This window comes from Butyricimonas sp. RTP31003st1_G1_RTP31003_210430, assembly GCF_040920905.1.
Lineage (GTDB): Bacteria > Bacteroidota > Bacteroidia > Bacteroidales > Marinifilaceae > Butyricimonas > Butyricimonas paravirosa.
This window is the reverse complement of the sequence record NZ_JBCOSQ010000026.1, coordinates 25,095-48,841: the sequence shown is the minus strand read 5'-3', so window position 1 is coordinate 48,841 and position 23,747 is coordinate 25,095. Positions and strand designations below refer to the sequence as shown.

Here is a 23,747-nt window from a genome sequence, read left to right as displayed (position 1 = left end):
AAAAAGAGGCATTTCAAAAGTGCCTCTTTTTATGTTTGTATGATATTTTTTCTTACTTTTGTCGTTAAGTTTCAACATACTTGTTCCATTTGATTGTTATTCATTGAATAACAAAAAGTTCAAGTATTTTCAAACCGTTGGATGTATAATATAGAAATAACTATAAAATATTTATATCGTGTCAACAAAATATGTTTTCGTTACGGGTGGAGTTGCTTCTTCTTTAGGAAAAGGAATTATTGCTTCCTCATTAGCAAAACTGCTTCAATCAAGAGGTTATAAAGTTGCAAACCAGAAATTGGACCCGTATATCAATGTCGATCCCGGAACCTTGAATCCTTATGAACACGGCGAATGTTACGTGACCAATGACGGGGCAGAAACCGATCTGGACTTGGGACACTATGAAAGGTTCACGAATATCCCGACGTCCCAGGCGAACAACATCACGACAGGGCGTATCTATCAAAACGTGATCACGAAAGAACGTCGCGGTGATTATCTAGGCAAAACAGTACAAATCATCCCGCATATCACGGATGAAATCAAACGAAATATAAAACTCCTCGGGGCAAAAGGGGATTACGACGTGGTAATCACGGAAATCGGGGGTACGGTAGGAGACATTGAATCCTTACCGTTCATCGAGGCCGTTCGCCAGTTACGCTGGGAGCTGGGCGAAAAATCCGTGTTCATCCATTTGACTTTGGTTCCCTACCTGAGTGCCTCAGGCGAGTTGAAAACCAAACCCACGCAGCACTCGGTTAAAGCCCTTCTCGAAAACGGGGTACAGCCGGACATCATCGTGTTGCGCACCGAACATGAACTGGGTTCTGATCTGAGAAGAAAAGTTGCTCTTTTCTGTAATGTTGACCCGAAAGCCGTTATCCAATCCATAGACGTTGACACGATTTACAAGGTACCGATCAAAATGCGGGAAGAAAAACTGGATGAAATCGTTCTTTCCCAGCTTGGATTACCTTTAAAACACGAACCGGACTTGGAATCATGGGAACGTTTCCTGTACAAATTCAAAAACTATAATCGCAAAGTCACCATCGCCCTCGTCGGGAAATACGTAGAGTTACACGATGCCTATAAATCTATCGTGGAATCATTTATCCACGCCGGAGCGGCTAACGATTGTAAGGTAAATATTAAATGGGTACACAGTGCGCACGACATCAACGTGGAAAACGTGTGTGACATATTCAAAGATGTTGACGGTATTCTCGTGGCTCCCGGATTCGGACAACGAGGAATTGAAGGAAAACTTCTTGCTATCGAATATGCCCGTACCAACAATATCCCTTTCCTGGGAATATGCCTAGGAATGCAAATGGCCGTTATCGAATATGCTCGTAACGTGCTGCACTTGGACGGAGCCGATTCCACGGAAATGGCCCCGAAAACCAAATACCCGGTCATCGACTTGATGGAGTCTCAGAAAGAAGTTACAGACAAAGGGGGAACCATGCGTCTGGGAGCATACAAATGTGTGTTGAAAGAAGGGTCTAAAGCTATTGAGGCCTACGGGACAAAAGATATTGAGGAAAGACACCGCCATCGTTATGAATTCAACGGCAAATACACCGAACAATTCGAACAAGCCGGTATGATCACGACAGGAGTTAATCCGGACACGGGATTAACTGAGATCGTGGAAATCCCGACCCATAAATGGTTCGTGGGTACACAGTTCCACCCCGAATACAAGAGTACGGTAACAAACCCGCACCCTCTATTCGTGGCGTTTGTGAAAGCCTGTCTATCATAAAAGTTAAAAGATAAAAACTAAAAGATAACAGTTAAAAATTAAAAACCTAAAACTAAAATATGGATAGAAATACAATAACCGGTTTAGTAGTCATTGCGCTCATACTAATCGGCTACTCTTATTTCATGAGTCCTTCCAAAGAGGAACTGAAAGCCATGCATGTCCGGGACTCCATTGCACGGGTTGAAGCCCAACGGGCCGCTGCATTGGAGAAAGAACGTCAGGCAGATTTTGCAGCACAACAACAAAATACAGAAGCACTGCAAGCCGGAACAGAGGCCATTTTCAAACAAGATTCTCTGCCGGTAGAACAATACACCCTGGAAAATAATAAAATTAAATTACACATCAACACCAAAGGGGGATGCATTGACTATGTTGATCTAAAAGGATACCGCACACACGACTCTCTCCCGCTGATTCTGTGGAAAGACCACAAAAGTTCCATGGGCCTGAACTTCTACGCCCGGAACAAGCAAATCAACACGGCAGATCTGGTTTTCGTTCCAAACACGAGTCAAAAAGAACTGAATGCCGAGGCGGCCGAACAAGTGCTTACGATGCGTGCTTACGTGGACGAAAATAAATACCTAGAATTCGAGTACAAATTAGCCCCGGATTCTTACATGGTTGATTTCAACATCAACACGTACAATCTGAATGACGTTATTGCCTCGAACACGAACTTTCTCACGCTATACTGGGGAGTGGATATGCCTCAACTTGAAAAAAGTAGAGACTTTGAAAGCCGCTATACCGGGGTGTACTACAACTTCTCAAACAATGATGTAGAACATCTTTCCCTGACTGGAGACGAGAAAGTAGACTTGCCTACGAGCGTGAAATGGGTGGCTTACAAACAACAGTTCTTTTCCTCCGTACTTATCGCAAAAGAGTCATTCCCGAACGTGTTGGTCTCCACGGCCAACAACACGAACCCGGGCTTTTTGAAAACGGCAGATGCTGAAATTTCACTACCTTACTCCGGGAAAGCCATTGAAAAATACGATATGCGTTTCTTTTTCGGTCCGAACTCCTATCCGGTCTTGAGAGAATACGGCAAAGATATTGAACTTCCCCAGTTGATTAACTTGGGTTGGAAATGGATCGCTTGGTTTAACCGTTACGTCGTAATTCCAATCTTCAACTTCTTGGAATCGCACGTGACCTTGAACTACGGTCTTATCATTTTACTATTAACCCTGATCATTAAACTTGTTCTTTTCCCGCTGACTTACAAATCGTATATGTCACAGGCCAAGATGCGAGTTTTGAAACCGCAAATTGACGAGATCAACAAGAAAATCCCTGCCGATAAGGCCATGGAACGCCAGCAAGCTGTCATGAAATTGTACAAAAAGGCAGGAGTGAACCCCATGGGAGGATGTTTACCGATGCTTTTGCAGATGCCGATCTTGATCGCCCTCTTCTACTTCTTCCCCGGAGCCATCGAACTGCGCCAGAAGAGTTTCCTGTGGGCCACCGACTTGGCATCATACGATTCCATCGCCACGCTGCCCTTCACCATCCCGTTCTACGGAAACCATGTCAGCTTGTTCTGTTTGTTAATGACAATCACGAACATCTTGTACATGTGGTACAATAGTAAGAACCAACCGCAGAATGACCAGATGAAAGGAATGCAAACGATGATGTACATCATGCCGATCATGTTCCTGTTCATCTTCAACAGTTATTCATCCGGTTTGAGTTACTACTACTTCATCGCCACGTTGATCACGATTGTTCAGACTTGGGCTATCCGGAAATTCGTAAACGACGAGAAATTATTGAAACAAATAGAACTCGCCAAAACAAAACCCGTGAAGAAATCCAAATTCCAACAGAAATTGGAAGATATGCAACGGATGCAGGAACAACGGATGAAACAAATGCCGAAAAAGAAATAAGGTACTACAAATAACATTAACGGGGGAGTGATTAAATATAATCACTCCCTCGTTTTATAACTCACTAATTCAAAAAACTCCTCCGTCACTTCGTGCCACCTCCTCTATAAACAGAGGAGGAGCTGGTGACTCTTCCCGAAAAAAGAGAGTATTTCAACTCTCCCTCTGTTTATAGAGGGAGTACGGCGAAGCCGGGAGGGAGTTTGAAAAATGACTTTTTGGACTCCCTCGTTTTATAACCCACTAATTCAAAAAACTCCCCAATTGTCGATAAAACGATATGAATTCTTCAAAAGACAAATTTACAGATTCCAATTCGTTCACATTAATATCGTAACTGATCTCTACTCCCCGATCTTCCACCTTATCAATACGCTTTCGAACATAAGGCGGTGTCATGAAATGTGAAGCTCGGGAATCTTCATTCACTCTAAAATAAATTTCCCGACCAGACACGACAGGAGAATAATCCGCAACATCCCAACAAACCTTCCGATCTCCATTTTCTCCATACATTTTCAAGAATTCATAAATAATATCCGCCACCCTTTTCAATTGATCTGCCGACATACAATTCAAACTGGATTCAAACGTGTCAAGACCATATTCAACAAAAAACACTTCCTTACGTGCATCAAAATTTATACTCTTATCAATACTAATCGGATATCTGTTATACCCTTTAATATTACAATCAAAAGGAGCTTTTTCTCGCTTGATGAATAAACCGACCGTCTTGTAAAGTTCTTCGAGTTGCTCGTACGTCACACCATAGATTTCACTATTCCCCACGGTCATACAATAAGTCGTGGCTTCCATGACAGGTTTATCATTACTGACAACTTTTTGCTTCTGTTGCTTAAACATCCACTTCAGTTCTTTTTCCTGATGACAAAGGAATTGTTGCATCTGACAGATAAAATCATACCATTCCGTGAAATAACAGATCGAAGATATAAAGCCATTTGACGCATCAATAACAGCCTCATTCTCTTGCTTTGACTGTTTAGCGTTAGCGACATAATAGGCACAAGCTTTTTGTATTTTTCCACACTCGAAACTCCATGGACGACGAAGTACCCGGAAAAAATTATTGAGATGACAAATACAATTATAGATCGTTTCCAACGGATCTTCAGAAACCAAATCCACGTTACATTTTTTAAGATCCTCGACCATTTGTCGGTAAAAACGATTCTCGGTTAAGGAATCGGAAAGACATTCATCACCTGTAAATTTTTCCGACACATTCGATGCTGGGATAAAATCACTATTCTCCATAATCCTGATTATTAATTGATTGTCCGTCCACGTTCAACGCCATATTCTCCGTTTTCAATAACTCATTCAATTCACACGCTTGACGCTGATGATATTGTAAAAATCGACCAAGCAACACCCGAAAGCGAGAATTATCTAACAAAAAAGTAGTCCAATCGCCCCATACTTCTACAATCCGTAACCGCTCCTTTTTAGAAATACCCTCGGTAGCCAAATATTGCAGAACAGCTTTTTGAATCACCGAAATTTCATCTGCCCACGAACGATCGAATAATGTCAACATTTCAATCAATCTCGTGTTTCTTTTCTGGAGAGTCACAAGCCCCGCTTTATCCGTCATTCCCGGTGACGCAATCGGATACATCATTTCGAGTTGTTTCGAATAATACTCCATCAATTTTTGTTTCTCCTCAATTGATAACTGATTGGCTACCCGCCCGGGTGCTTCCATGTCTACCGCAGACACACGGTTTACATCTTCTTCCATAATAATATGTATTAATTTAGACGGGTATTCCAAAAAGAACGGTCCCGCCTGACCCGTTGCATATCACTTCGAGGAAGCTGGGGACACATTAATGCTCCCCACGGGGGTACGGAACCGAATATCGGCAACAGCAGCAGACAAAAAAATGCCTGCCACTGAAATTGAAGCAGGTTTACTGCTCCCTCGAATATGATATGCGTCACAAATATACAACATTTTTAAACAAAGCAAACAGCAACATGAGAATAAATTCATCAAAAATGTAACTATATACCCTAATCTATGGAAATTCCTATGGCAACGTAGCCACGAAAATTTATCGTTGCTCCCCTGTTGCCACCCGATTGCTTTCCATTATCCGAGTCCCGACAATGTTATTTTTACTTATATCCTGTTAAAATGGCGGCTATATGCGGGCGATAATCGGGCGACAATCGGGCGATAGCGCCTAACTGTCGCCTAACAGTCTGCCAACCAACAGAGAACTGGGATATTCATCCGTTAGAATGCCCATAGAAAAGGGATAAATACAGAAAAGAAAATTTAAAAAAGTCGTATTTATCGACCAATAGACACGAGCGCCCCGGCAAAGTTTAAAAGTACAAATCTCAATTTTAACATCTGAGACCACAAGTAGAGAATGAAAAAACGGTCCAACCAGAAATTTTCCGCTTGAACCGTTCCCTTACTTTAATACAACATACTATAAATTCCCCTCGGCAAGTTCATAGCTACTAATATAAGTTTGTTTATCTTTTTCTGCAGCCTTAACTAAAACCTTTTTTCCTACTTCTCTCAATTTTTCCTTATTTTGTACAGAATGTAATCCTCCCCTAAAAGCCGAAGTTATTCCCCACAGGTCTTCCGCCCGCAGCTCATCTACAAACTTTGCCAACTCATCCAACATCCGGTCCGGATCTTGATTCTTCCGGGCACGAGCAAAAGAACACCAAGCCAAAAGAGATGTTTGTACACTCTTTTCCAACAGCAAAGCATCCTTTTCTATTTTCTGAACAACTTTCTCGTCATAAACTTTCGTTCCAATAACATTTCCAGCAGAAATGTTATACAAATAATTACGATAAATGGTAAAAATTTTCTGTTCTACCCGTTCTTTCCCAATCAATTTATCAAACTTACTCTTATTCTGTATAATAAAATCAAAATGCTCCGATTCCATAGGTGTAATCACCCTGTCCTCATACAAAAACCAGTAGTCTTTACTTATCTTCCTTCTTTCTTTAGCCGAAACAAGTAGCCGATTAGCAATCTCAACAGCTAATTTATACTCTCCTCCAGCACTCAACGCTCTGATATAAGTAAATATCTCGTTGTCCTTCATTTTACCACTCTCGTACTTTTTGGCCAGCTCATCATATGAAACTTTACTATTAATTCCAGCTTCTGCAAAAGCAATAAAACCATCAATATCACACGAACCGGAAAAACGAGAGACAATAGAACCATCACTTTTAAAAATAATAAATGTTGGATAAGTTCCTACTTGAAACCTTTTTGCAATCTCCGGTCCTTCCCCTTTTTCCATGTCGACTTTAATTGACACGAAACGATCATTAAAATAATCTCCCGCCTTTTTAAGTGTAAAGACTTCTGTGGCCATTTTCTTACACGGACCACACCAACTCGTGTAACAATCCAATAAAACAAATTTATTTTCTTGACGAGCTTTTACGATCGCTTCATTAAAGGCCAGCTCTTGAAAATGAATACCCTGCCCACAAAGGATGTATGGTAATACTATAAATATTATAAATATAATCCCTTTCATCATATATCGTACCATTCATTAAAAGAGCCCACCGATACATACAATTTTCTTGAATCCATCGTACACACGAATTCCAGCAGCATAATAATAGGTATAATCTATTTCACCAGATGGTGTAAATCGCATAAAATGCAATTTCCCTTCTGATCCATCATACGTGTTAACAAACAAAGAATAATGCCTGTTCGCCATTGACGAATCATACGAACCTCGATTCAAATAGATCGCTTGAATAGGTTCTACTGGATCATAGAATTCATGATACTGCAAATCACTAGCATAGGTAATCGCATAAACTTTATCTGGTGTAGCATAAAATATAATTTTATTATACGTGGCAATCTCAAAAGAAATAGCTTTATCGATATCCGGTGCATCAGACAGGTCAAAAAACAGACCCGGTTCTTGCCATTGATTAATGGTGCAAAAGACATACTTGCCATTCTTTTCCAGGATAAAACGGAATTCTGAAAGGAAATACTCCCGTGCAAGCACATTTTTATATCCCTTCATATCATTCGGATCAAATAAAGCTCCAGATACGGTATAACAAGGCCGCGGAGCTTGTTCATCATTAAAATCCACAACACTCGTCCAATAAAATTTTCCATCCTCCTCACTAAAAAAGACCATATCGTCATTTCCACATACCTGCGCCGGAATACGGCAAATCTGTTTCTGTGAATTTCCAAATCTGCGAATGTCAATAGCCCCACTCTCTTCATTTTCCCTACGATACAATTTCCCATCGTTGATCAAAATACCCTTCACGTTACTCCATGGGCCAAAATCCAAATAATTATCAATATTTAACTCCACACTTGGATCATAAAATAAATCTTTCCCCTCGGCAACAATATTAAAGTTACTCGTTTCCATCCTGAAAATCCGGTTATTATCCGAATAACCATGCATATAGTCAACGAGAGTTGTTCCTTTATACAGCTTTTGGTGAAATATATTCTTAATAATCCCATCAAATTTATACCCATGATTTTTAGAATAAACATTCCGGTCATATTTAGTAGGTACACCTACCCCATCTGCTGTAAACCAATGACACAACATAGCATTAAACATACTATCCTGAATAACCGTAAAATCACACGTCCGATCATCATCCGTATCTATCACAAGGAACCCTTTCAACACGTTTACACTCACCCCAAGACTCCAATGCACCCCAGCAATAACCCCCGTTTCCTTATGCTTCACCCGAAACCACAATTGATAATACTGATAAGCTGGTGTTGCGTAAATATCGACTTTCCAATCTAAATCTTTTTCTGTTGAAAGTACAATATAATCTCCTGTTCCATTTCCACTACTCAATTCTACACCTAAACGCCATTCATACTCGAAATCATCATCCGTAGCCCCTTCATACACAATCTTCGGGTGTATAGATAGAATTGAATCACGTACTACATACAATCTTTCTCCCCCATCTGACACCCCGGTGGTATCAATAATAATTTGCGGTAACTCTTCTCCTATTGAAATACTTTTATCATCATATGAACAGGAAAATATAATCCCGAGCATAAAGATAGCCCAACTATATATACAATTAATTTTCTTCATAACTTACATTCATTTTAGACCTATAATAAAGGAATAATAATTGTTCCTGCTCCAACACCATCATCATGTAGCATCGGTTTCCCATTATCCTCTTCATATTTTCTCACGTAGTCACCGAATTTTCGTCCCCACACCCGCAACTCCTCTCGAGACATATCATCCGGAATTTCATCCAACCCCGTAACCGTAATAATCGTCTGGTAAACTCGTGTACTGTACGTTGAGCAAAAATATTTTGCCATAGTATACCAAGTCTTCGGTTGTAATAATTTACGAGTCCAGCTCAAATCTATTTCCGTATTTTCTGCTAAACCTAATTCAAAATCTTCGGAAGGTTGCAACGCAATTCGCAATTTTAAATCTTCAGTTGCCAAACGCTCACTATTTAAAAATTCTATCTCGAATTTACCATAAATCTCACCCGCTTTCACAACTCCTCCTAAAATACGATACTCATCAGGTTTCGCTGTTGTTTTCCGGTCACTATCTTTTGTACCAGCCTCATCTTCAATCGCAATAGCTGAAACATAGCGATCATAATCCGCTTTATCTCCCGCAACGGCCAGATCTACAGCCAAAGTATCCTTCAATACCACCTCTGAGGTATATCCCAGAAAAGACAAAAACGAAGAATGTTTTTGGAAACTAATACAATCTCCCCCATGATATTCCACAAGACCTTCCTTTTGACAGGAAAACAAGGTAAGGGTTGCAAGTATCAAAAGCCCCCTAATCGTATATTTTCTAGTAAACATATATATAAATCATTTAAATTCAACATTCGTTTATTTCAAATAGTTATCCTCTGATTTGGGTAAAGGAATAACATATTGCAAATTAGTCATTAACTCTCCATAACCAGATATATTCTCTATACCCAATCGTTTATAATAATAAAATTGAACTCCTTCTCCCACAAACTCTTTCCTGTACTCTTTAGAAATTTCATTTATAATTTCCGCATCCGATAAGGAGTTTGCATCTAACATCTTAGATGCCGGAATACTTCTCGCAGTCCGAATTTCATTCAATAATTCAACAGCCTCTTCTCTATTATACAATTCAGAGGAGGTCATACAACATTCTGCCATGATATAATACAATTCTGGTAACCGAATCACAGAAGTTCTTTCCCGAACTGTCGGCATCTCTTCTTCCGTGGCTTTCCTGTTTTTCAAAATAGAATAGTTATTCAGAGCAGGACCTTCTGCCAAAAGACAACTACGGAACCGGTAATCAACATCCAAATCCGGTAACTCAAATCGTTCCCATACAGATGCCTTAGACCAATAAAACGTCGTACTAATGATCTTTTCGGCAGAGAAAGTGTTACCTATCAGAGAGCGCAAGCCATCCACCCGGGGAGCAAACAACCACTCCATATACATATCAACATCTCGCTTATACCACAGAGGATCACCAACATAATTATCGTACATCAAAAAGGCCAATCCATTATCTTTTTCTTTACAAATATCCTTTGCTAACGCATAAGCTTCCTGCTTATCCTCTTCTCTTCCTCGCCACATCAAAACCCGAGCTAACAAAGCCTTTGTCGCATAATAGTTCATTCGATCATCTCGCCCTTTAGCCTCCTTACTCACAAAACCGCCAAAATAAAGTTTGTCATAGAAACTCTCTTCTCTTTGACCACATACAGGATCCATTTCCAAATAAGCAATAGCTTGATACAAATCCGCAATGATCAATTCCAATGTTTTCCCGTAAGAATAGCGAGGAGGAGTCTCCTTTTTAAACTCCGTGGAATACGGAATACTTAATTCATCCAAATATTCTGGATGCTTTTCCAAATTACCTTTTCCATGCATCCGTACCAAATCAAAATGTAATAATGCTCGTACAGCCAACATTTCTCCTTTTACCAACGAATCTATCGCCGGGTTCATACATCCTCCATTAATAGTTTCCCATTTCAAAATATTATTTATATTAGCGATCGTATTATACGCTGCAGCCCAAATGGAATTAATTGTCCCAGCCACAGAAGCCTCTTCATAATCATACTCGAAATAAGCCTTATAAGAAGAAGAAGCCACCAATTCATAATTCTGTGCCAGCAACTCCAAATATCCCCAAGTCAAATCTTGTCCATAAAGAGATGCTCCCGTAAGCTGGAGATATACCCCAATGACAGCATCTTGAAAACCTTGTTGATCCTGGAATTGCTGTTCGTTTGCAATTTCCGTATCCGAGGCAACCGTAAGCCAATCCTCACAGGATACTAGTATAAACCAACAGAAGGAAACGATGATTAATATTTTTGATCTCATATCTTTTTTCTTAGAATTATTCATTAAAAAGTGAGTGATAACAGGAAGGACAAGGCACGAGCAAATGGATAATCCGTTCCTCGTTCCACCCCCATCGAGGACCATTTATACACATCATTCATATATACTGTAAAGCGCATTCTTTCCATTCCAACTCTCTTAATCCATCCTTGGTTTACATCATAATAAACTGAAATAGATGATATATCTAACTCCTTGCGGTCTTGCACGAAACGAGATGTTGCCGGTGTAGAACTAGGAGCGGCTCCTCCTCCAACCGGAATATACTCCGAAGATGATGTATGATAAGGCGTTCCCGGAATTCTTCTGACGAAATGCACGTGATCACCTGCCACCATCCAGCTTTCAGACAAAACCCGTCGGTCCACGTTATATTTAATCGGAGCTGCATCCACTTTATCTATCAGTGTCTGATTAATCATTTGTCCGCCTCCCAAGAAACGACAACTCATACTCAAACCAAAACCTTTATATTCACCGGAAAACCCGAATACCCCCCGATATTTTGGATCTTCAACACCCACAACAATCTTATCATCACTATCCCAAACCAAAGTTCTTCTTCCATCCAATTTCCTGAACATTTCAAGTCCTGTTGCCGGATCAATCCCATAAGAATATACTGCTTTAATCGCACTCATATCCTCACCTTCCACATAGTCGGAATCCAACCCTTTCATATCTTCCGATAAAGTTTCCAACTTATTCTTATTATGCACGACAGAACCATTCACCCGGAAATAACCGTCTTTTGAATTCCATAAAGTATAAGCCAAATACAACTCGACACCTGTATTCCGTACACTACCTAAATTCGTAAAAACAGAAGAAAATCCCGTGGAAGGTGATATTTGCATAGAGGAGACCCTATTTTCCGAAAGGGAATTATACCAATCCAAACGTACAGAAAGGCCAAAGACCTCTGCATCAAGCCCCAAGTTGTAATCCATCTTTTTCTCCCACTTCAAATTCGGGTTCTCCATGTTTTTCAGTTCACTACCAACCAAATTATTATAGAAATGATTCAAATTATATTGATATATAGCAATAGAATTATTATTTCTGAAATTCTGGTTGCCAGTTAAGCCTAAAGACCCTCTAATTTTAAATGACTTCAACCAAGAAAGCTCTTGAGCAAAAGCTTCTTTATGCACATTCCACCCAAAACCTAAACTCCAAAAGGATCCCCAACGATTATCTTTTCCAAACATAGAAGCAGCATTTGCCCGATAAGTCGCATCAAACAAATAACGATCCGAATAAGTATACGAGAACATACCTAAAATTCCGAGATCACGAGTTGTTCTTGTCTGCCCTTGTGGTTTTGACATCTCCGTATATCCAAGAGCAAACATTATATCCTCCATCTTATCCGAAGGAAAACCTGTCATGTAATGTATCACTTCCCGCGATTTTGTCTCAGAAATCGTGTATCCTGCATTAAAAAAGATATTATGCTTTTCGTTAAAGGAATGCGCATAATTCAAGTTGATATCTCCCGACAACACGGTCTCTTTACCATTATTCACCTCATATGATCCTCTTTTTGTAATATCTTCGACATCAGCAAATTTCGAGTGAGTGGTAGGATAATACCGATCAGCCTCATTCGTCTTGTGGGTTAATCCAAAACGTCCCCGTATCCGTAAACCATCCAAAACCATCCATTCCATGTTAAAATTGTTCGTAAACGAAATATAATTTGACAACAATTTAGTCTTCGATTCTCCGTCATTTAATGGATTAAACGTCCCATCACTCAGCTTTTTCTTTAAGGTACCATCTTTCTCATAAGGATTCTCATAGGGATTTAACTTGGCATATTGAGAAAAAGTCCCATAAGGCGAATCAGAAGCCCGGTTACTGTTTAAGCTAAAATTATTCTGGAAACGGAATTTACTCTTTAAATTATAAGCAACATTGATTTGACCGGATATATTTTTTCGATCAGATCCCTTCATCACGCCTTTTGTCTCATTATAGGCAAAATTAAGTGATGTACGAAGCTCGTCTTTTCCCAACTCCACGTTCAGCGAATGTTTATGTCCATACCCAAAACGTACAGGCTTGGATAACCAATAAGTATCCAATCCTTCAGCGATCTCTTTTCTCAACTGCGAATATCGCTCGATATCATCATAATTTGTATCATCAAAAACGCCCGAATTATACTCCAACTCCAGTTTCTCCAAAGCATTACACAAATCATAACTTGACAAATCAGGCATATTTAAATCCAAACTTCCAGTATATGTCACACGAGGTTTAGTACTATTTAGTTTTTTAGTTTCAATAACCACCACTCCATTAGCTGCCTTAGAACCATAAAGAGCTTTAGCCGAAGCATCCTTTAATATCGTTAAAGACTCCACCGTATTCATATCCAAATCGAAAATACGTTCGGCACTAGCCTCAAAACCATCCAAAATAAACAAAGGTTGATTAGGCTTATTGTCATAATTTCCCTTTAGATTGGACACGGTTGCCGTCTGTTCCACCCCTGTCCGTCCTCTCATCATCATATCGGGCAACGTATTCGGATCTGATCCCATTTCTAAATTATCCATAACATAAATCGTAGGATCCAAATTCTTTAAACTTTGAAAAATATTCTGGTTTCCCACTCGTTTCAATTCCTCTCCTTTAATCGTCAATGCAGATCCGGTAAAACTTTCCGCTTTCCGATCCACGATACCTGTAACCACAACCTCTTCTATCTCTGTTATGTCCGGCTGTAAATAGATTGTCAATTCTGTGGTATTCTTAGCTATTTTCCGTTTTTCAGTTTTCATCCCTATAAATGAAAACTCTAACTCGTCTCCCTCATTCACAAGAATCGTAAAAATTCCATTATTATCCGTCGCCGCTCCTTTCGTTGTACCAGCAATCAAAATAGTTGCCCCCGGAATAGGCTCTTTTGACTCAGCATCCGCCACTTTACCTTTCACCGTAATCATGCCAACTTTTTTCCTCTCTTCTTGTTTTGACACATTTTTCAAAACAAAAGTAATACGAGTACCTATCACTTCGTATTCATATCTTGAATTTTGAAGAAGTTGATTAAGAGCTTGGTTTACTGTCACATTATTTACTTTCAGTGACCTTTTTCCAAGCTCTGTGATAATATTAGCATTCACTACAAAATCAAAACCAGTCTGGCGTTGGATCTCTTCCAATATCTCCTTAACCAAGACATTATCTTTATTAATAGTAACTCTTTTTTCATTAACCTGTTGTAGTAATCCGTCATGATTATTAGCTACCAAGGGAACCGTTAAAAGAACGGAAATCAGCAAAAACACGAAACCGACTCCTTTTTTTAATGCACATCCTTTGTGTTGCAAATTTTTATTCATAATTTAGTAATTTAATTTATATACTAGTTGTATCTAACAACTATTGTCTAAAAGTATCCGTGTATTGCGACGCCAATCCTAATACACATTGATACAGATGTAAGGAGTATCCCTTGGATACTTCTTACTTTTTTATATTCCCTATATCCACTTCATAACTTATTATCATTTAATTGTATATTTAAACTCCGATTCTCGTACAAATTCCAAGTTTGTACTTTTCTCTATTAACAAAAGTAAATCAGACAATGCAATATCTCGTTTCGTAGACACGTAAAATTTTATCATTTCAATCTTTGACTTGTCATAACTAAAATGTACTCCATACCAAGCAGATACCTTCTTCAAAAAATAATCCAACGGAACCTGTTCATAGTCAAATTCATCATTTATCCACGCAACATATTCTCGAATATCCACATCACTCACACTTGCCTCTCTATTTTCTGAATTATAATCACATTTTTGATTCGGCTTTAACATAACCTCATCCCCGCATCCAGGCTTAAATCCGACACGTCCTTTCACTAATACAACCTCAATATCACCTTCCCCATCATTATTAGCATTAAATTCCGTTCCGTAAACTTTAACAAAAGAATCACTCATTTTTACAATAAAAGGCAGGGACGATTTTGTGACCTTAAAATAGGCTTCTCCGTTCAATTCAACCTCTCTTATCTCTCCATTTCCGGCCACCGGATACCTTAAGCGACTTCCTGCATTTAAAATGACTTCAGACCCATCTATAAGCTCTACGTTATAAGTATACCCAGCCGGAACGATTAATGTATTATATATCAATTCCTGAACACTATCTCTCCCCTCATAAGTAACTCTATTTTGATCTATGTTTCTAATCCCATCCAAGCCGTCAGGTAATTGATTAGCCTCCCCTTGAAGTTCTAACTTTAAACCATTACTCAAAATCAAAGTCGGCTTATCACAAGAAAATTCTTGCTCAGGCAAACGACCTTCTGGAATTTTTTCCGTATTAACAGTAACAAATTGCCACATACAGCAAACAATCATAACTACAGAAGCCGCTATTGACGAAATTGTGATACGCAACTTACGCAAACGCAATTTCTTCATTTTTCTGACATTTAACTCATCGACAAGCCTCCTTGCGTCAGACTCCTTATCTCGTTTTCGAAGTTTGCCATAATATTGAAGGAATAATTCTTCCGAAACTATTCGATCCAAAAATTCGTTATCCGGCACATCATCCTGCAAAAAATCAAGTAGTTTTTTACAAGTACTAATATCCCGCTGATTCTTTATTGCTTGAAGAATCTCTTCCACGATTTCATGTGCGCACTTGTAACGATTTTTATTTAATTCTTCCATTTTATACTATACGCTTTGACAATAAAATGCACAAACTTGAAATTTCTACTTCCTTTTTCAAGTTTTTTTCTAAAAAAATAAAATAAACGAAATATATTATCCGATTTTAGCCAAGAAATAGTATTAGGAAAAAAATATCTTCTCTGGATATTTTCTTTTTAAGAATAGCAATAGCCTCATGCTTCTTGTTATAGATTGTTTGCTTTGTCTTGCCTAATTTCAAAGCAATCTCATCTGTATTTAGTCCCTCAAAAAAAAGTCGAAAAATTTCAGCACATTCTTGAGGCAGTAGTTCTAAAATATGTTCACAACTTCCCCTTAACTCACTTTCCAAAATGTCAAACTCAAACGTTCTCGTATTCTCTAATTCATACTTTCTATGCTCTTCCACATAATGAGAATGCCGAACAAACTGATTAAAATCATTACGAATGACCACAAAAAGATAAGCTTTCAAATCGACTAAACTATCAAATTTAGCATTAGGCATTTGCCATAATTTCAAGAACGCATCATGTACTGCATCCTGCGGTTCAACCGAAGTATTCTCATATAATTTCAATGCATAATAAAACAAATCATCGTAAAATATCAAGTATACTTCCCCGAATGCAACGACATCTCGTCTATTAATTTTTTTTAACAAATCATCTATATCTACGATCTTTTTCACCACTCATGATCAGCTTCTATTGATACAAAACTAAAAAAACATTCTCATATCACCAAATCTATATTAAGTAATATATTCTATTTTTGCATGTATATAAACTCATTATCATTCTCACAAAACATCTATATATATTAGAAGTTTGATAGATCATCATTGAAATAAACTAAAAACCGTCTCGGATTAAATCCGAGACGGTAACATCTTTCCAATTTATAAAAATCAAATCTGTTTCAACAAATTAATCATTTCGATAGCCGTAGTTACCGCCTCGAAACCTTTATTTCCGGCTTTTGTTCCGGCTCTTTCAACAGCTTGTTCGATCGTGTCGGTAGTCAGGACACCGAAGATAATCGGGGTTCCCGTTTGCAGCCCGACATTAGCAATCCCTTTGGTTGCCTCGTTAGCCACCATATCGAAATGAGGAGTTGCCCCACGAATCACGGCACCCAAGCAAACAACGGCATCATACTTTTTCGTCTCGGCCATCTTCTTAGCCACTAACGGAATTTCAAAAGCACCCGGAACCCAAGCCAAGTCAATATTTGCCTCATCTCCGCCATGACGTTTGAAAGCATCCAACGCTCCACCCAACAATTTACTCGTGATAAACTCGTTAAAACGTCCCGCAACGATACCAATTCGTTGGCCTTCTGCCAATAATTTCCCTTCCAGTAAATTCATAGTCTTTATATTTATTTGTTTTCTAATCCTTCTTTCAATTTCTCGATCTCTTCCCGTTGACGCACGTGGATCATGTGTCCCATCTTCTTGTACTTCGTGTACATATAAAACTCGTTCTTCTCGTTACAAGTCATTTCAATCGGCTCACGTCCCACGATTTCAATACCGTATCCGGTCAAACCATTAATTTTTAACGGGTTATTCGTCATCAATATCATTTTCTTCACACCCAGATCTGCCAAAATCTCTGCCCCAGTACCGTATTCACGCAAGTCGGCCTTAAACCCAAGAGCGATATTCGCCTCCACGGTATCCATTCCCTCGTCTTGCAGGTGATAAGCCTTCAATTTATTAATCAAACCGATACCCCGGCCTTCCTGACGCATATACAACAACACTCCCCGACCTCTCTCTCCGATCCGACGCATGGCTTCGGCCAGCTGGTCTCCACAATCACAACGCAAAGAACCGAACACGTCTCCCGTCAAACACTCCGAATGTACCCGGCACAATACAGGTTCCCCGTCTGTCACGTCACCTTTCACTAAAGCGATATGATGTTCCCCGTTAATCTTGTTCACATACCCGTAGGCTTTGAAGTCCCCGTATTTTGTTGGCATATCAGCCTCGGTTACCCGTTCGATCAATATCTCTGTTTTCCGACGATAGGTGATCAAATCGGCCACCGTGATCATTTTCATTCCATGCGCTTTAGCAAACTCCTTCAACTCCGGTGTACGCATCATCGTTCCATCCTCCCGCATAATCTCGCAACACAAGCCACACTCTTTCAACCCGGCAATTCGCATCAAGTCCACCGTGGCCTCCGTGTGTCCCATACGCTCCAGCACGCCCCCCTTCTTTGCCTCCAACGGGAACATATGTCCCGGACGACGGAAATCTTCCGGTTTCGCATTATCCTCTACCGCTTTCATCGCGGTCACGGAACGCTCCAACGCGGAAATACCCGTGGTCGTGTCCACGTGATCGATTGACACCGTAAACGCCGTGCAATGGTTATCCGTGTTCGTGGCAACCATCTGTTCCAACCCTAACTTCGTGGTCAAAGCCTTGCTCATCGGCATACAAATCAATCCTTTAGCATAAGAAGCCATGAAGTTCACGTTCTCCAACGTGGCAAACTCGGCCGCACAAATCAAATCTCCCTCGTTCTCCCGATCCGGGTCATCCACGGCGATAATCATCTTTCCGGCTCTCAAATCTGCAACAGCCTCTTCAATCGTACTAAATTTAAATTCTTCCATATCTCAATACTCCTAAATTTATCTCCTTAAACTTTTATCTTTTAGTTTTTATCTTTTAACTTTCTAAAATCCATTCGCCAGCAAAAAATCCAACGTCAACCCGCCTTTCGGCTCTGCCGGGGCTGTCGGACGCATTAACTTCTCCACGTATTTGGCAATCACGTCATTTTCAAGGTTCACCACGTCACCAATCTTTTTCTTCACTAACGTCGTTTCATCCTGCGTGTGCGGAATAATAGAAACCGTAAACCCCGTATCCGTCACGGCCACGACCGTTAGGCTTATCCCGTCAATCGTGATAGAACCTTTATCCACGATATAACGCAACAGCTCTGCCGGGGCTGAAATCATGATCCAAATGGCATTCTCGTCTTTCTCTCTCCCAACAATCTTCCCCAGCCCGTCAACATGACCCGACACGATATGTCCACCCAAGCGCCCGTTCAACGTCAACGCCCTCTCCAGATTCACCCGGTCCCCAACGTGCAGCTCTCCTAAATTGCTACGCTGCATCGTCTCCGGCATCACATCCGCACAGAAACTCCCGTTAGCAAAAGAGATCACGGTCAGGCAAACCCCGTTCGTGGCAATACTATCCCCCACGTGCAAATCCTCCAACACCTTCTTTGCCTGCACTTCCAGCACCACGCTCCGGTTTCCCCGCTTGATACCCCGTATGGTTCCTATTTCTTCGATTATACCTGTAAACATCTTAATTTTAGATTTACAATTTATGATTTTAGATTTCCTCGCTCAATGCCCTCACTTTTTTAATCACGAAATCTATTATCTTTTAGTTTTTAACTTTTAGTTTTAAAAGGACATCATGACCGATGTTCAGTACGTTTTCCAATTCAAGGTTAATAGCGTCAGCCATTTTCTCCATCCCTGCACCTTCTACCGGAGTCTTGGCATTCATTCCCCCCACGATCTTCGGGGCAATAAAAGCATACAATTCATCCGCAAGCCCCTCCGACAAAAACGTGTAATTCAAACTTCCTCCTCCTTCTAACAAAATGGAATCAATTCCGGACTGCCCCAACAATTCCAACAAGTTCCTGACATCCACAAGTCCTTCCTTCTCCTTGCAAAGTAACATCTCCACACCCGTCTCTCGCAAAGCTTTCACTCTCTCTTCCGGAGCAAAACGGGTATGAGCCACGATGGTACGATACTCTCCGGCCGTTTTCACGAGCTGGCTATCCAAAGACAAACGGGCATTACTATCTACCACCACTCGTATCGGCTGTCTGACACCACGCCCCTCAATCCGGCAATTCAATAAAGGATCGTCCGCCACGGCCGTCCCGATTCCCACTAATATAGCCATAAAACGATGCCGCAATTCATGCACGTAAGCTCGCGCTTCCGCTCCCGTGATCCATTTCGAATCTCCCGTCCGGGTCGCGATCTTCCCGTCCAACGTCATCGCAGTCTTCATTGCCACCCAAGGCAACTTTGTCGATATATATTTCAAAAATACTCGATTCTGTTCCCGCAAAGCCTCTTCCTCGACCCCGCAAACCACCTCTATCCCAGCCTCTCTTAACAAGGCAATACCTTTCCCAGCCACCAACGGGTTCGGATCTTCCATCCCGACCACCACCCGGGCAATCCCATGTTCAATAATGGCCTCCGTGCAAGGCGGGGTCTTTCCATAATGGCAACAAGGTTCCAACGTCACGTACATCGTGGCACCCTCCGCGGGAAACGTACAATTCTTGAAAGCGTTCCTCTCCGCGTGCCATTCTCCGCATCTCTCGTGCCATCCTTCCCCGATCACCTTTCCTCCCTTCACGATCACGGCTCCCACCATCGGATTCGGATTCGTGAATCCTACTCCCCGTTCGGCAAGCTCTATCGCCCGTCGCATATATTCAATGTCTTCCTGTCTCACCATGTTCAAAACCTCCTTTAAACAAAAATGCCCCGAATGCATACACATTCGGGGCATAGATTTATATTGTATTAATATAATATCAATTACAACTAAATATCTCCTCTATCATCCGGACTTTAACCGTCGGTTTCAGAATTTCACTGAATCAGTCCCTCGAAAGGGAGTCGCGGACTATAACCGCCGGTAGGGAGTTGCACCCTGCCCCGAAGAAACATTTTACAAACGCAAAAATAGAAATAATTCTAATGATAACAAACAAGTAAAGAATAATTCATGATTTTTTTCTGTATTCACTTGTTCATAATGATTCTATCAAATCCACCACCCCCGCTTTCTTCAAAATATACATCCCGATCCGTTCGTCGGAAACTCCTTCCCGCAAACGATAGGTGTAACGGGGTTCTTCCGTTGTCATGTCTATTTCAAAGAAACGGAAACATACCGAAGGAAACGGTTTCAAAAATTCCGCCACCTCGACAATATGCGTGGAAATCATAAACACCCCATATTCCAACCGGGCCAATCCACCAATTACCGCACAAGAGGCATCATACGCATCCTTCACGTTAGTTCCCCGGAATAGTTCATCAAAAACCACCACCACTTCCTGTAAATCCCGCACCTGTTCCACGATATATTTTACCCGGGCAACCTCATTATAATAATGACTGTATCCCAATGACAGATTATCCGACAAATTAATCGTGGTAAATAACCCTTTAAACACGGACAATTCCATCCGACCTGCCGGTACGGGAAAGCCGCAATGAGCCAGATAAACCGCCACCCCGAAAGCCTTCATGCAAGTTGATTTTCCCGCCATGTTCGGCCCTGTCAGGAAACATAGATGCTGCCATTCGTCAAGCAAAACATCATTCTTCACCGGATTTTTCAAAAACAAGTGATACAATCCCTCGATCCTCACCGCTCTCCCACTTTCCGTGAAAATCGGAAACGTCAACTCCTCCCCTTTAGTCATAATCCCCAACGATCGTAAAGCATCCAGCATATACAAGGTATCCAGCACAACACGAACCCCATCAAGTTCTTTCCCCCGAAAATAAAGATCCAAGCTTTCTCGTGTCCAAAAAGAATCTTTTTTCTGGTTCACCAAGTATTGCATCCCTTCACGGGCAAGCGTTTCTTTCACCCTCTGTTGCATATCCCTTACCATCTCCGGCACTCTCCCCGCTGGCAACTCGTCCATAAAAGTCCCCAACTCACGGATAAGCCGCCCAAGATACGGGACTGCACGTTGGCGCAGATAACAATCGTTATCCGGTTTCAACCATCCTTTCACCGCCCGACTCGTTAAATGATACATATTGCGTTGAGGCACATCCTCCTGTTGCAGGTAAACCTCGATAAAACTCAATTCTTCCCGACGAATATCCAAAAAGAACGGCAATTGCCCCAGATAGCGAATCGCCTCTACTCGACCCCGAATTTTATTGACATCTGTCAACGGCCTTTCTAACATCTTTCTTATACAAGCCTTACCCCCGTCAGAGCAAGCGGTATTGAAACAAGAGAAAATACTTTTCCCGTCCAAAGCCTGATTGAACAACTCCAGATCGTTCAACGTCTGTTCATCTATCTTGAATTCCATCTGTATTCCTTATATATCCTAACAATTCGAGATCCTCACGTCCATTGACCCGCCAGGTCTTACCACTTCTCAATATAAATAACTCGTCACTAATATCTATCACGTCATCGAAATAGTGATCGGTAATTACAATCCCTTTCCGTTTCTTTTCCCGCCGGATCACCTCTTTCATTTTCTGCACGTGCAGGGGCATCATAAAAGAGAACGGCTCATCCAACAAACAAAATTTCGAATCCGAGGCCAGAACCGCGTACACCTCAATCATCCTTCGCTCCCCCGTGGAAAAAGTCTTCATCCGCTTTCGGGCTGTCCCTACAAAATCGGGAAAGTCCTCCACGAAACTCTCGAACGCCACCCCGAAATCATCAAACACCTGTTTTACAGACAACCCCGGTAGCACGAAACTCTGTTGCAAAAGATAACGCATATCCTCCGGGCGCCTTTCTCTTGTCAACAAGGCCCTTCCGTCGATAGCCACATATTGATCCTTCAACCTCAACTCCCCGTAAATAACTTGCATCAGACAACTTTTTCCACCCCCGTTCCGGCCAAGGATACCGACGACCTGCCCCGTTTCACAGTGCAGGCAAGTATCCCACAGGACACGCTTAAACCCGTATTCCAGGTGGAGATTACTTACATCAAGCGTATGCATGATTACAATTGATAAGCGATTAACATACAGACCACGTACGTCAGGAAATCAAACCCCAAAGTCATACCCCAAAGCCACCGGATCGACATCCCCACGTTCTTGTAATAATAGAAAAAACGTCCTGATTTCCGTTTTGTAGTAAACCGGATGAATACCATCGTGGCTACCTTGAACCAAAAGGTAGCCACAACGATCACCGCCACCACGGCCGGTGATTTCATCCGGTAAATGAACATAATCAGCCCGCAGGCAAAGGACACGGCAAGAGCGGAAGCCGCGAACATCTCGTAAAACGAGACGCATAACCGGGCTCCCCGTTTCACGTCCATCACATCCGTTTTTGCATCATCTTCCACGTATTCGTGATCAGGAAACTCTCCTCCATCTGGTCAATCATCTCCATGAATTTCGAGATCGGCACGGCAAAAGACAATAGATTACTACCCGTACATAACCTTGCCGACGGGTCGAACATCCCAAGCACCGCTCTTTTCGTACCCTCTATTTGTTCCCGGTAAGGATAGTAAATAATAGAGGTACAGCCGGCCCCGAAAGGAGAGATTACCGCCTCCTGTTTCGAACTGTCAAAACCGGCTAACGTGAAAAGCCCCGAGATAACATCCGCCGGGGCAAAGAAAAACACAGCCTCCGGCTCGTCTTGCTCCGTCAAGTGATCCCAACGTTTAAACACTAGGCAATCGCCTTTTCTCGGAAGTTCATGGACTGTTTTCAAAAAAGCATTCACCTGTTCCGGGGTTCGTTTATAGCGCTCGCAGTGAGGCGTGTTTTCCCCGTGAGACAGGAAATATTCGAATCCCTCCCTCATACTTTTACTGAATCCCAGGTAAAACTTTCCCCCGCCACATCCCACTGAATCCGGTAAGAAACAAAGCGATTCACCTTTACGAACCCGCCCAAGCTGGGCTATGATACAAGTATGCCCCATCGCCTTCTTCACGATCGTGGCGTTATTATTTTCCTTTGAATAATAAAATGCAACAGGAAGTTCCGCATCATTGAAATATTTCTTCCAAAGAGCAATAAACTGATCTCGCTTAACTATGTCCATAACCCTTTTAATTTTAGTATCAAGCAAATATAAATTATTTTTTGGTTAA

At 41.2% G+C, this 23,747-nt stretch carries 19 protein-coding genes and 1 riboswitch; of the genes, 2 read left to right on the top strand and 17 right to left on the bottom strand.

The genetic code is table 11. From position 1 onward, the window contains the following. The first annotated feature begins 169 nt into the window (after positions 1 to 169). Both AB5542_RS09890 and yidC read left to right on the top strand, forming a co-directional pair. Complete coding sequence (locus AB5542_RS09890; protein ID WP_370818997.1) at positions 170 to 1,777, top strand: CTP synthase; 1,608 nt, start codon at positions 170 to 172, stop codon at positions 1,775 to 1,777. Positions 1,778 to 1,836: 59 nt separating this feature from the next. Then, positions 1,837 to 3,687 (top strand): membrane protein insertase YidC, encoded by a 1,851-nt coding sequence (gene yidC, locus AB5542_RS09885; protein ID WP_279039778.1) that lies wholly within the window; start codon positions 1,837 to 1,839, stop codon positions 3,685 to 3,687. Between the two features lie 243 nt (positions 3,688 to 3,930). Here the strand turns inward: yidC and AB5542_RS09880 are convergent, their stop codons facing one another. The 17 genes from AB5542_RS09880 to AB5542_RS09800 form a co-directional block, all read right to left on the bottom strand. Then, a complete protein-coding gene (locus AB5542_RS09880) occupies positions 3,931 to 4,968 on the bottom strand; it encodes a hypothetical protein (protein WP_279039779.1) in 1,038 nt (345 codons plus the stop codon). Beyond that, entirely contained in the window at positions 4,958 to 5,455 is a 498-nt protein-coding gene (locus tag AB5542_RS09875) for a hypothetical protein (RefSeq protein WP_279039780.1), read from the bottom strand. The genes AB5542_RS09880 and AB5542_RS09875 overlap by 11 nt, the downstream gene beginning before the upstream one ends. Positions 5,456 to 6,158: 703 nt before the next feature. Next, positions 6,159 to 7,247: a thioredoxin family protein gene (locus AB5542_RS09870; RefSeq protein WP_279039781.1), complete on the bottom strand. Its 1,089-nt coding sequence runs from the start codon at positions 7,245 to 7,247 to the stop codon at positions 6,159 to 6,161. A 15-nt stretch (positions 7,248 to 7,262) separates the two neighbouring features. Then, positions 7,263 to 8,828 carry a PKD-like family lipoprotein gene (locus AB5542_RS09865; RefSeq protein WP_279039782.1) on the bottom strand — a complete coding sequence of 522 codons (1,566 nt, stop codon included), beginning with the start codon at positions 8,826 to 8,828 and terminating at the stop codon, positions 7,263 to 7,265. Positions 8,829 to 8,848: 20 nt separating this feature from the next. Next, the gene (locus AB5542_RS09860) at positions 8,849 to 9,583 is read right to left on the bottom strand and encodes a DUF4843 domain-containing protein (protein WP_279039784.1); all 735 of its coding nucleotides are present in this window, start codon (positions 9,581 to 9,583) and stop codon (positions 8,849 to 8,851) included. A gap of 30 nt (positions 9,584 to 9,613) precedes the next feature. After that, positions 9,614 to 11,119, bottom strand: coding sequence for a RagB/SusD family nutrient uptake outer membrane protein (locus AB5542_RS09855; protein WP_270543836.1), 1,506 nt, complete (start codon positions 11,117 to 11,119; stop codon positions 9,614 to 9,616). A 23-nt stretch (positions 11,120 to 11,142) separates the two neighbouring features. Next, positions 11,143 to 14,496 (bottom strand): SusC/RagA family TonB-linked outer membrane protein, encoded by a 3,354-nt coding sequence (locus tag AB5542_RS09850; RefSeq protein ID WP_340279549.1) that lies wholly within the window; start codon positions 14,494 to 14,496, stop codon positions 11,143 to 11,145. Between the two features lie 165 nt (positions 14,497 to 14,661). Beyond that, positions 14,662 to 15,846 carry a FecR family protein gene (locus AB5542_RS09845; protein WP_279039786.1) on the bottom strand — a complete coding sequence of 395 codons (1,185 nt, stop codon included), beginning with the start codon at positions 15,844 to 15,846 and terminating at the stop codon, positions 14,662 to 14,664. Positions 15,847 to 15,952: 106 nt separating this feature from the next. Then, on the bottom strand, positions 15,953 to 16,519 hold the full coding sequence (locus AB5542_RS09840; RefSeq protein ID WP_279039790.1) for an RNA polymerase sigma factor: 567 nt from the start codon (positions 16,517 to 16,519) through the stop codon (positions 15,953 to 15,955). A 219-nt stretch (positions 16,520 to 16,738) separates the two neighbouring features. Then, positions 16,739 to 17,200 carry a 6,7-dimethyl-8-ribityllumazine synthase gene (gene ribE, locus AB5542_RS09835; protein ID WP_027202226.1) on the bottom strand — a complete coding sequence of 154 codons (462 nt, stop codon included), beginning with the start codon at positions 17,198 to 17,200 and terminating at the stop codon, positions 16,739 to 16,741. Positions 17,201 to 17,211: 11 nt separating this feature from the next. Further along, positions 17,212 to 18,465 (bottom strand): bifunctional 3,4-dihydroxy-2-butanone-4-phosphate synthase/GTP cyclohydrolase II, encoded by a 1,254-nt coding sequence (locus AB5542_RS09830; protein WP_270543841.1) that lies wholly within the window; start codon positions 18,463 to 18,465, stop codon positions 17,212 to 17,214. A gap of 63 nt (positions 18,466 to 18,528) precedes the next feature. Beyond that, complete coding sequence (locus AB5542_RS09825; RefSeq protein WP_087420755.1) at positions 18,529 to 19,176, bottom strand: riboflavin synthase; 648 nt, start codon at positions 19,174 to 19,176, stop codon at positions 18,529 to 18,531. Positions 19,177 to 19,258: 82 nt separating this feature from the next. Further along, positions 19,259 to 20,365, bottom strand: a complete 1,107-nt coding sequence (ribD, locus tag AB5542_RS09820) for a bifunctional diaminohydroxyphosphoribosylaminopyrimidine deaminase/5-amino-6-(5-phosphoribosylamino)uracil reductase RibD (protein WP_279039791.1) — start codon at positions 20,363 to 20,365, stop codon at positions 19,259 to 19,261. Between the two features lie 93 nt (positions 20,366 to 20,458). Further along, positions 20,459 to 20,580, bottom strand: a riboswitch (FMN riboswitch). A gap of 83 nt (positions 20,581 to 20,663) precedes the next feature. Then, positions 20,664 to 21,974 carry a MutS-related protein gene (locus AB5542_RS09815; protein WP_279039792.1) on the bottom strand — a complete coding sequence of 437 codons (1,311 nt, stop codon included), beginning with the start codon at positions 21,972 to 21,974 and terminating at the stop codon, positions 20,664 to 20,666. Next, complete coding sequence (locus tag AB5542_RS09810) at positions 21,955 to 22,629, bottom strand: ATP-binding cassette domain-containing protein (RefSeq protein ID WP_279039793.1); 675 nt, start codon at positions 22,627 to 22,629, stop codon at positions 21,955 to 21,957. Before AB5542_RS09810 ends, AB5542_RS09815 begins: the two co-directional genes overlap by 20 nt. Before the next feature lie 2 nt (positions 22,630 to 22,631). Then, positions 22,632 to 22,958, bottom strand: a complete 327-nt coding sequence (locus tag AB5542_RS09805) for a hypothetical protein (RefSeq protein WP_279039794.1) — start codon at positions 22,956 to 22,958, stop codon at positions 22,632 to 22,634. Next, positions 22,958 to 23,698 carry a DUF169 domain-containing protein gene (locus AB5542_RS09800; protein ID WP_118305507.1) on the bottom strand — a complete coding sequence of 247 codons (741 nt, stop codon included), beginning with the start codon at positions 23,696 to 23,698 and terminating at the stop codon, positions 22,958 to 22,960. The genes AB5542_RS09805 and AB5542_RS09800 overlap by 1 nt, the downstream gene beginning before the upstream one ends. Between the last annotated feature and the right edge of the window lie 49 nt (positions 23,699 to 23,747).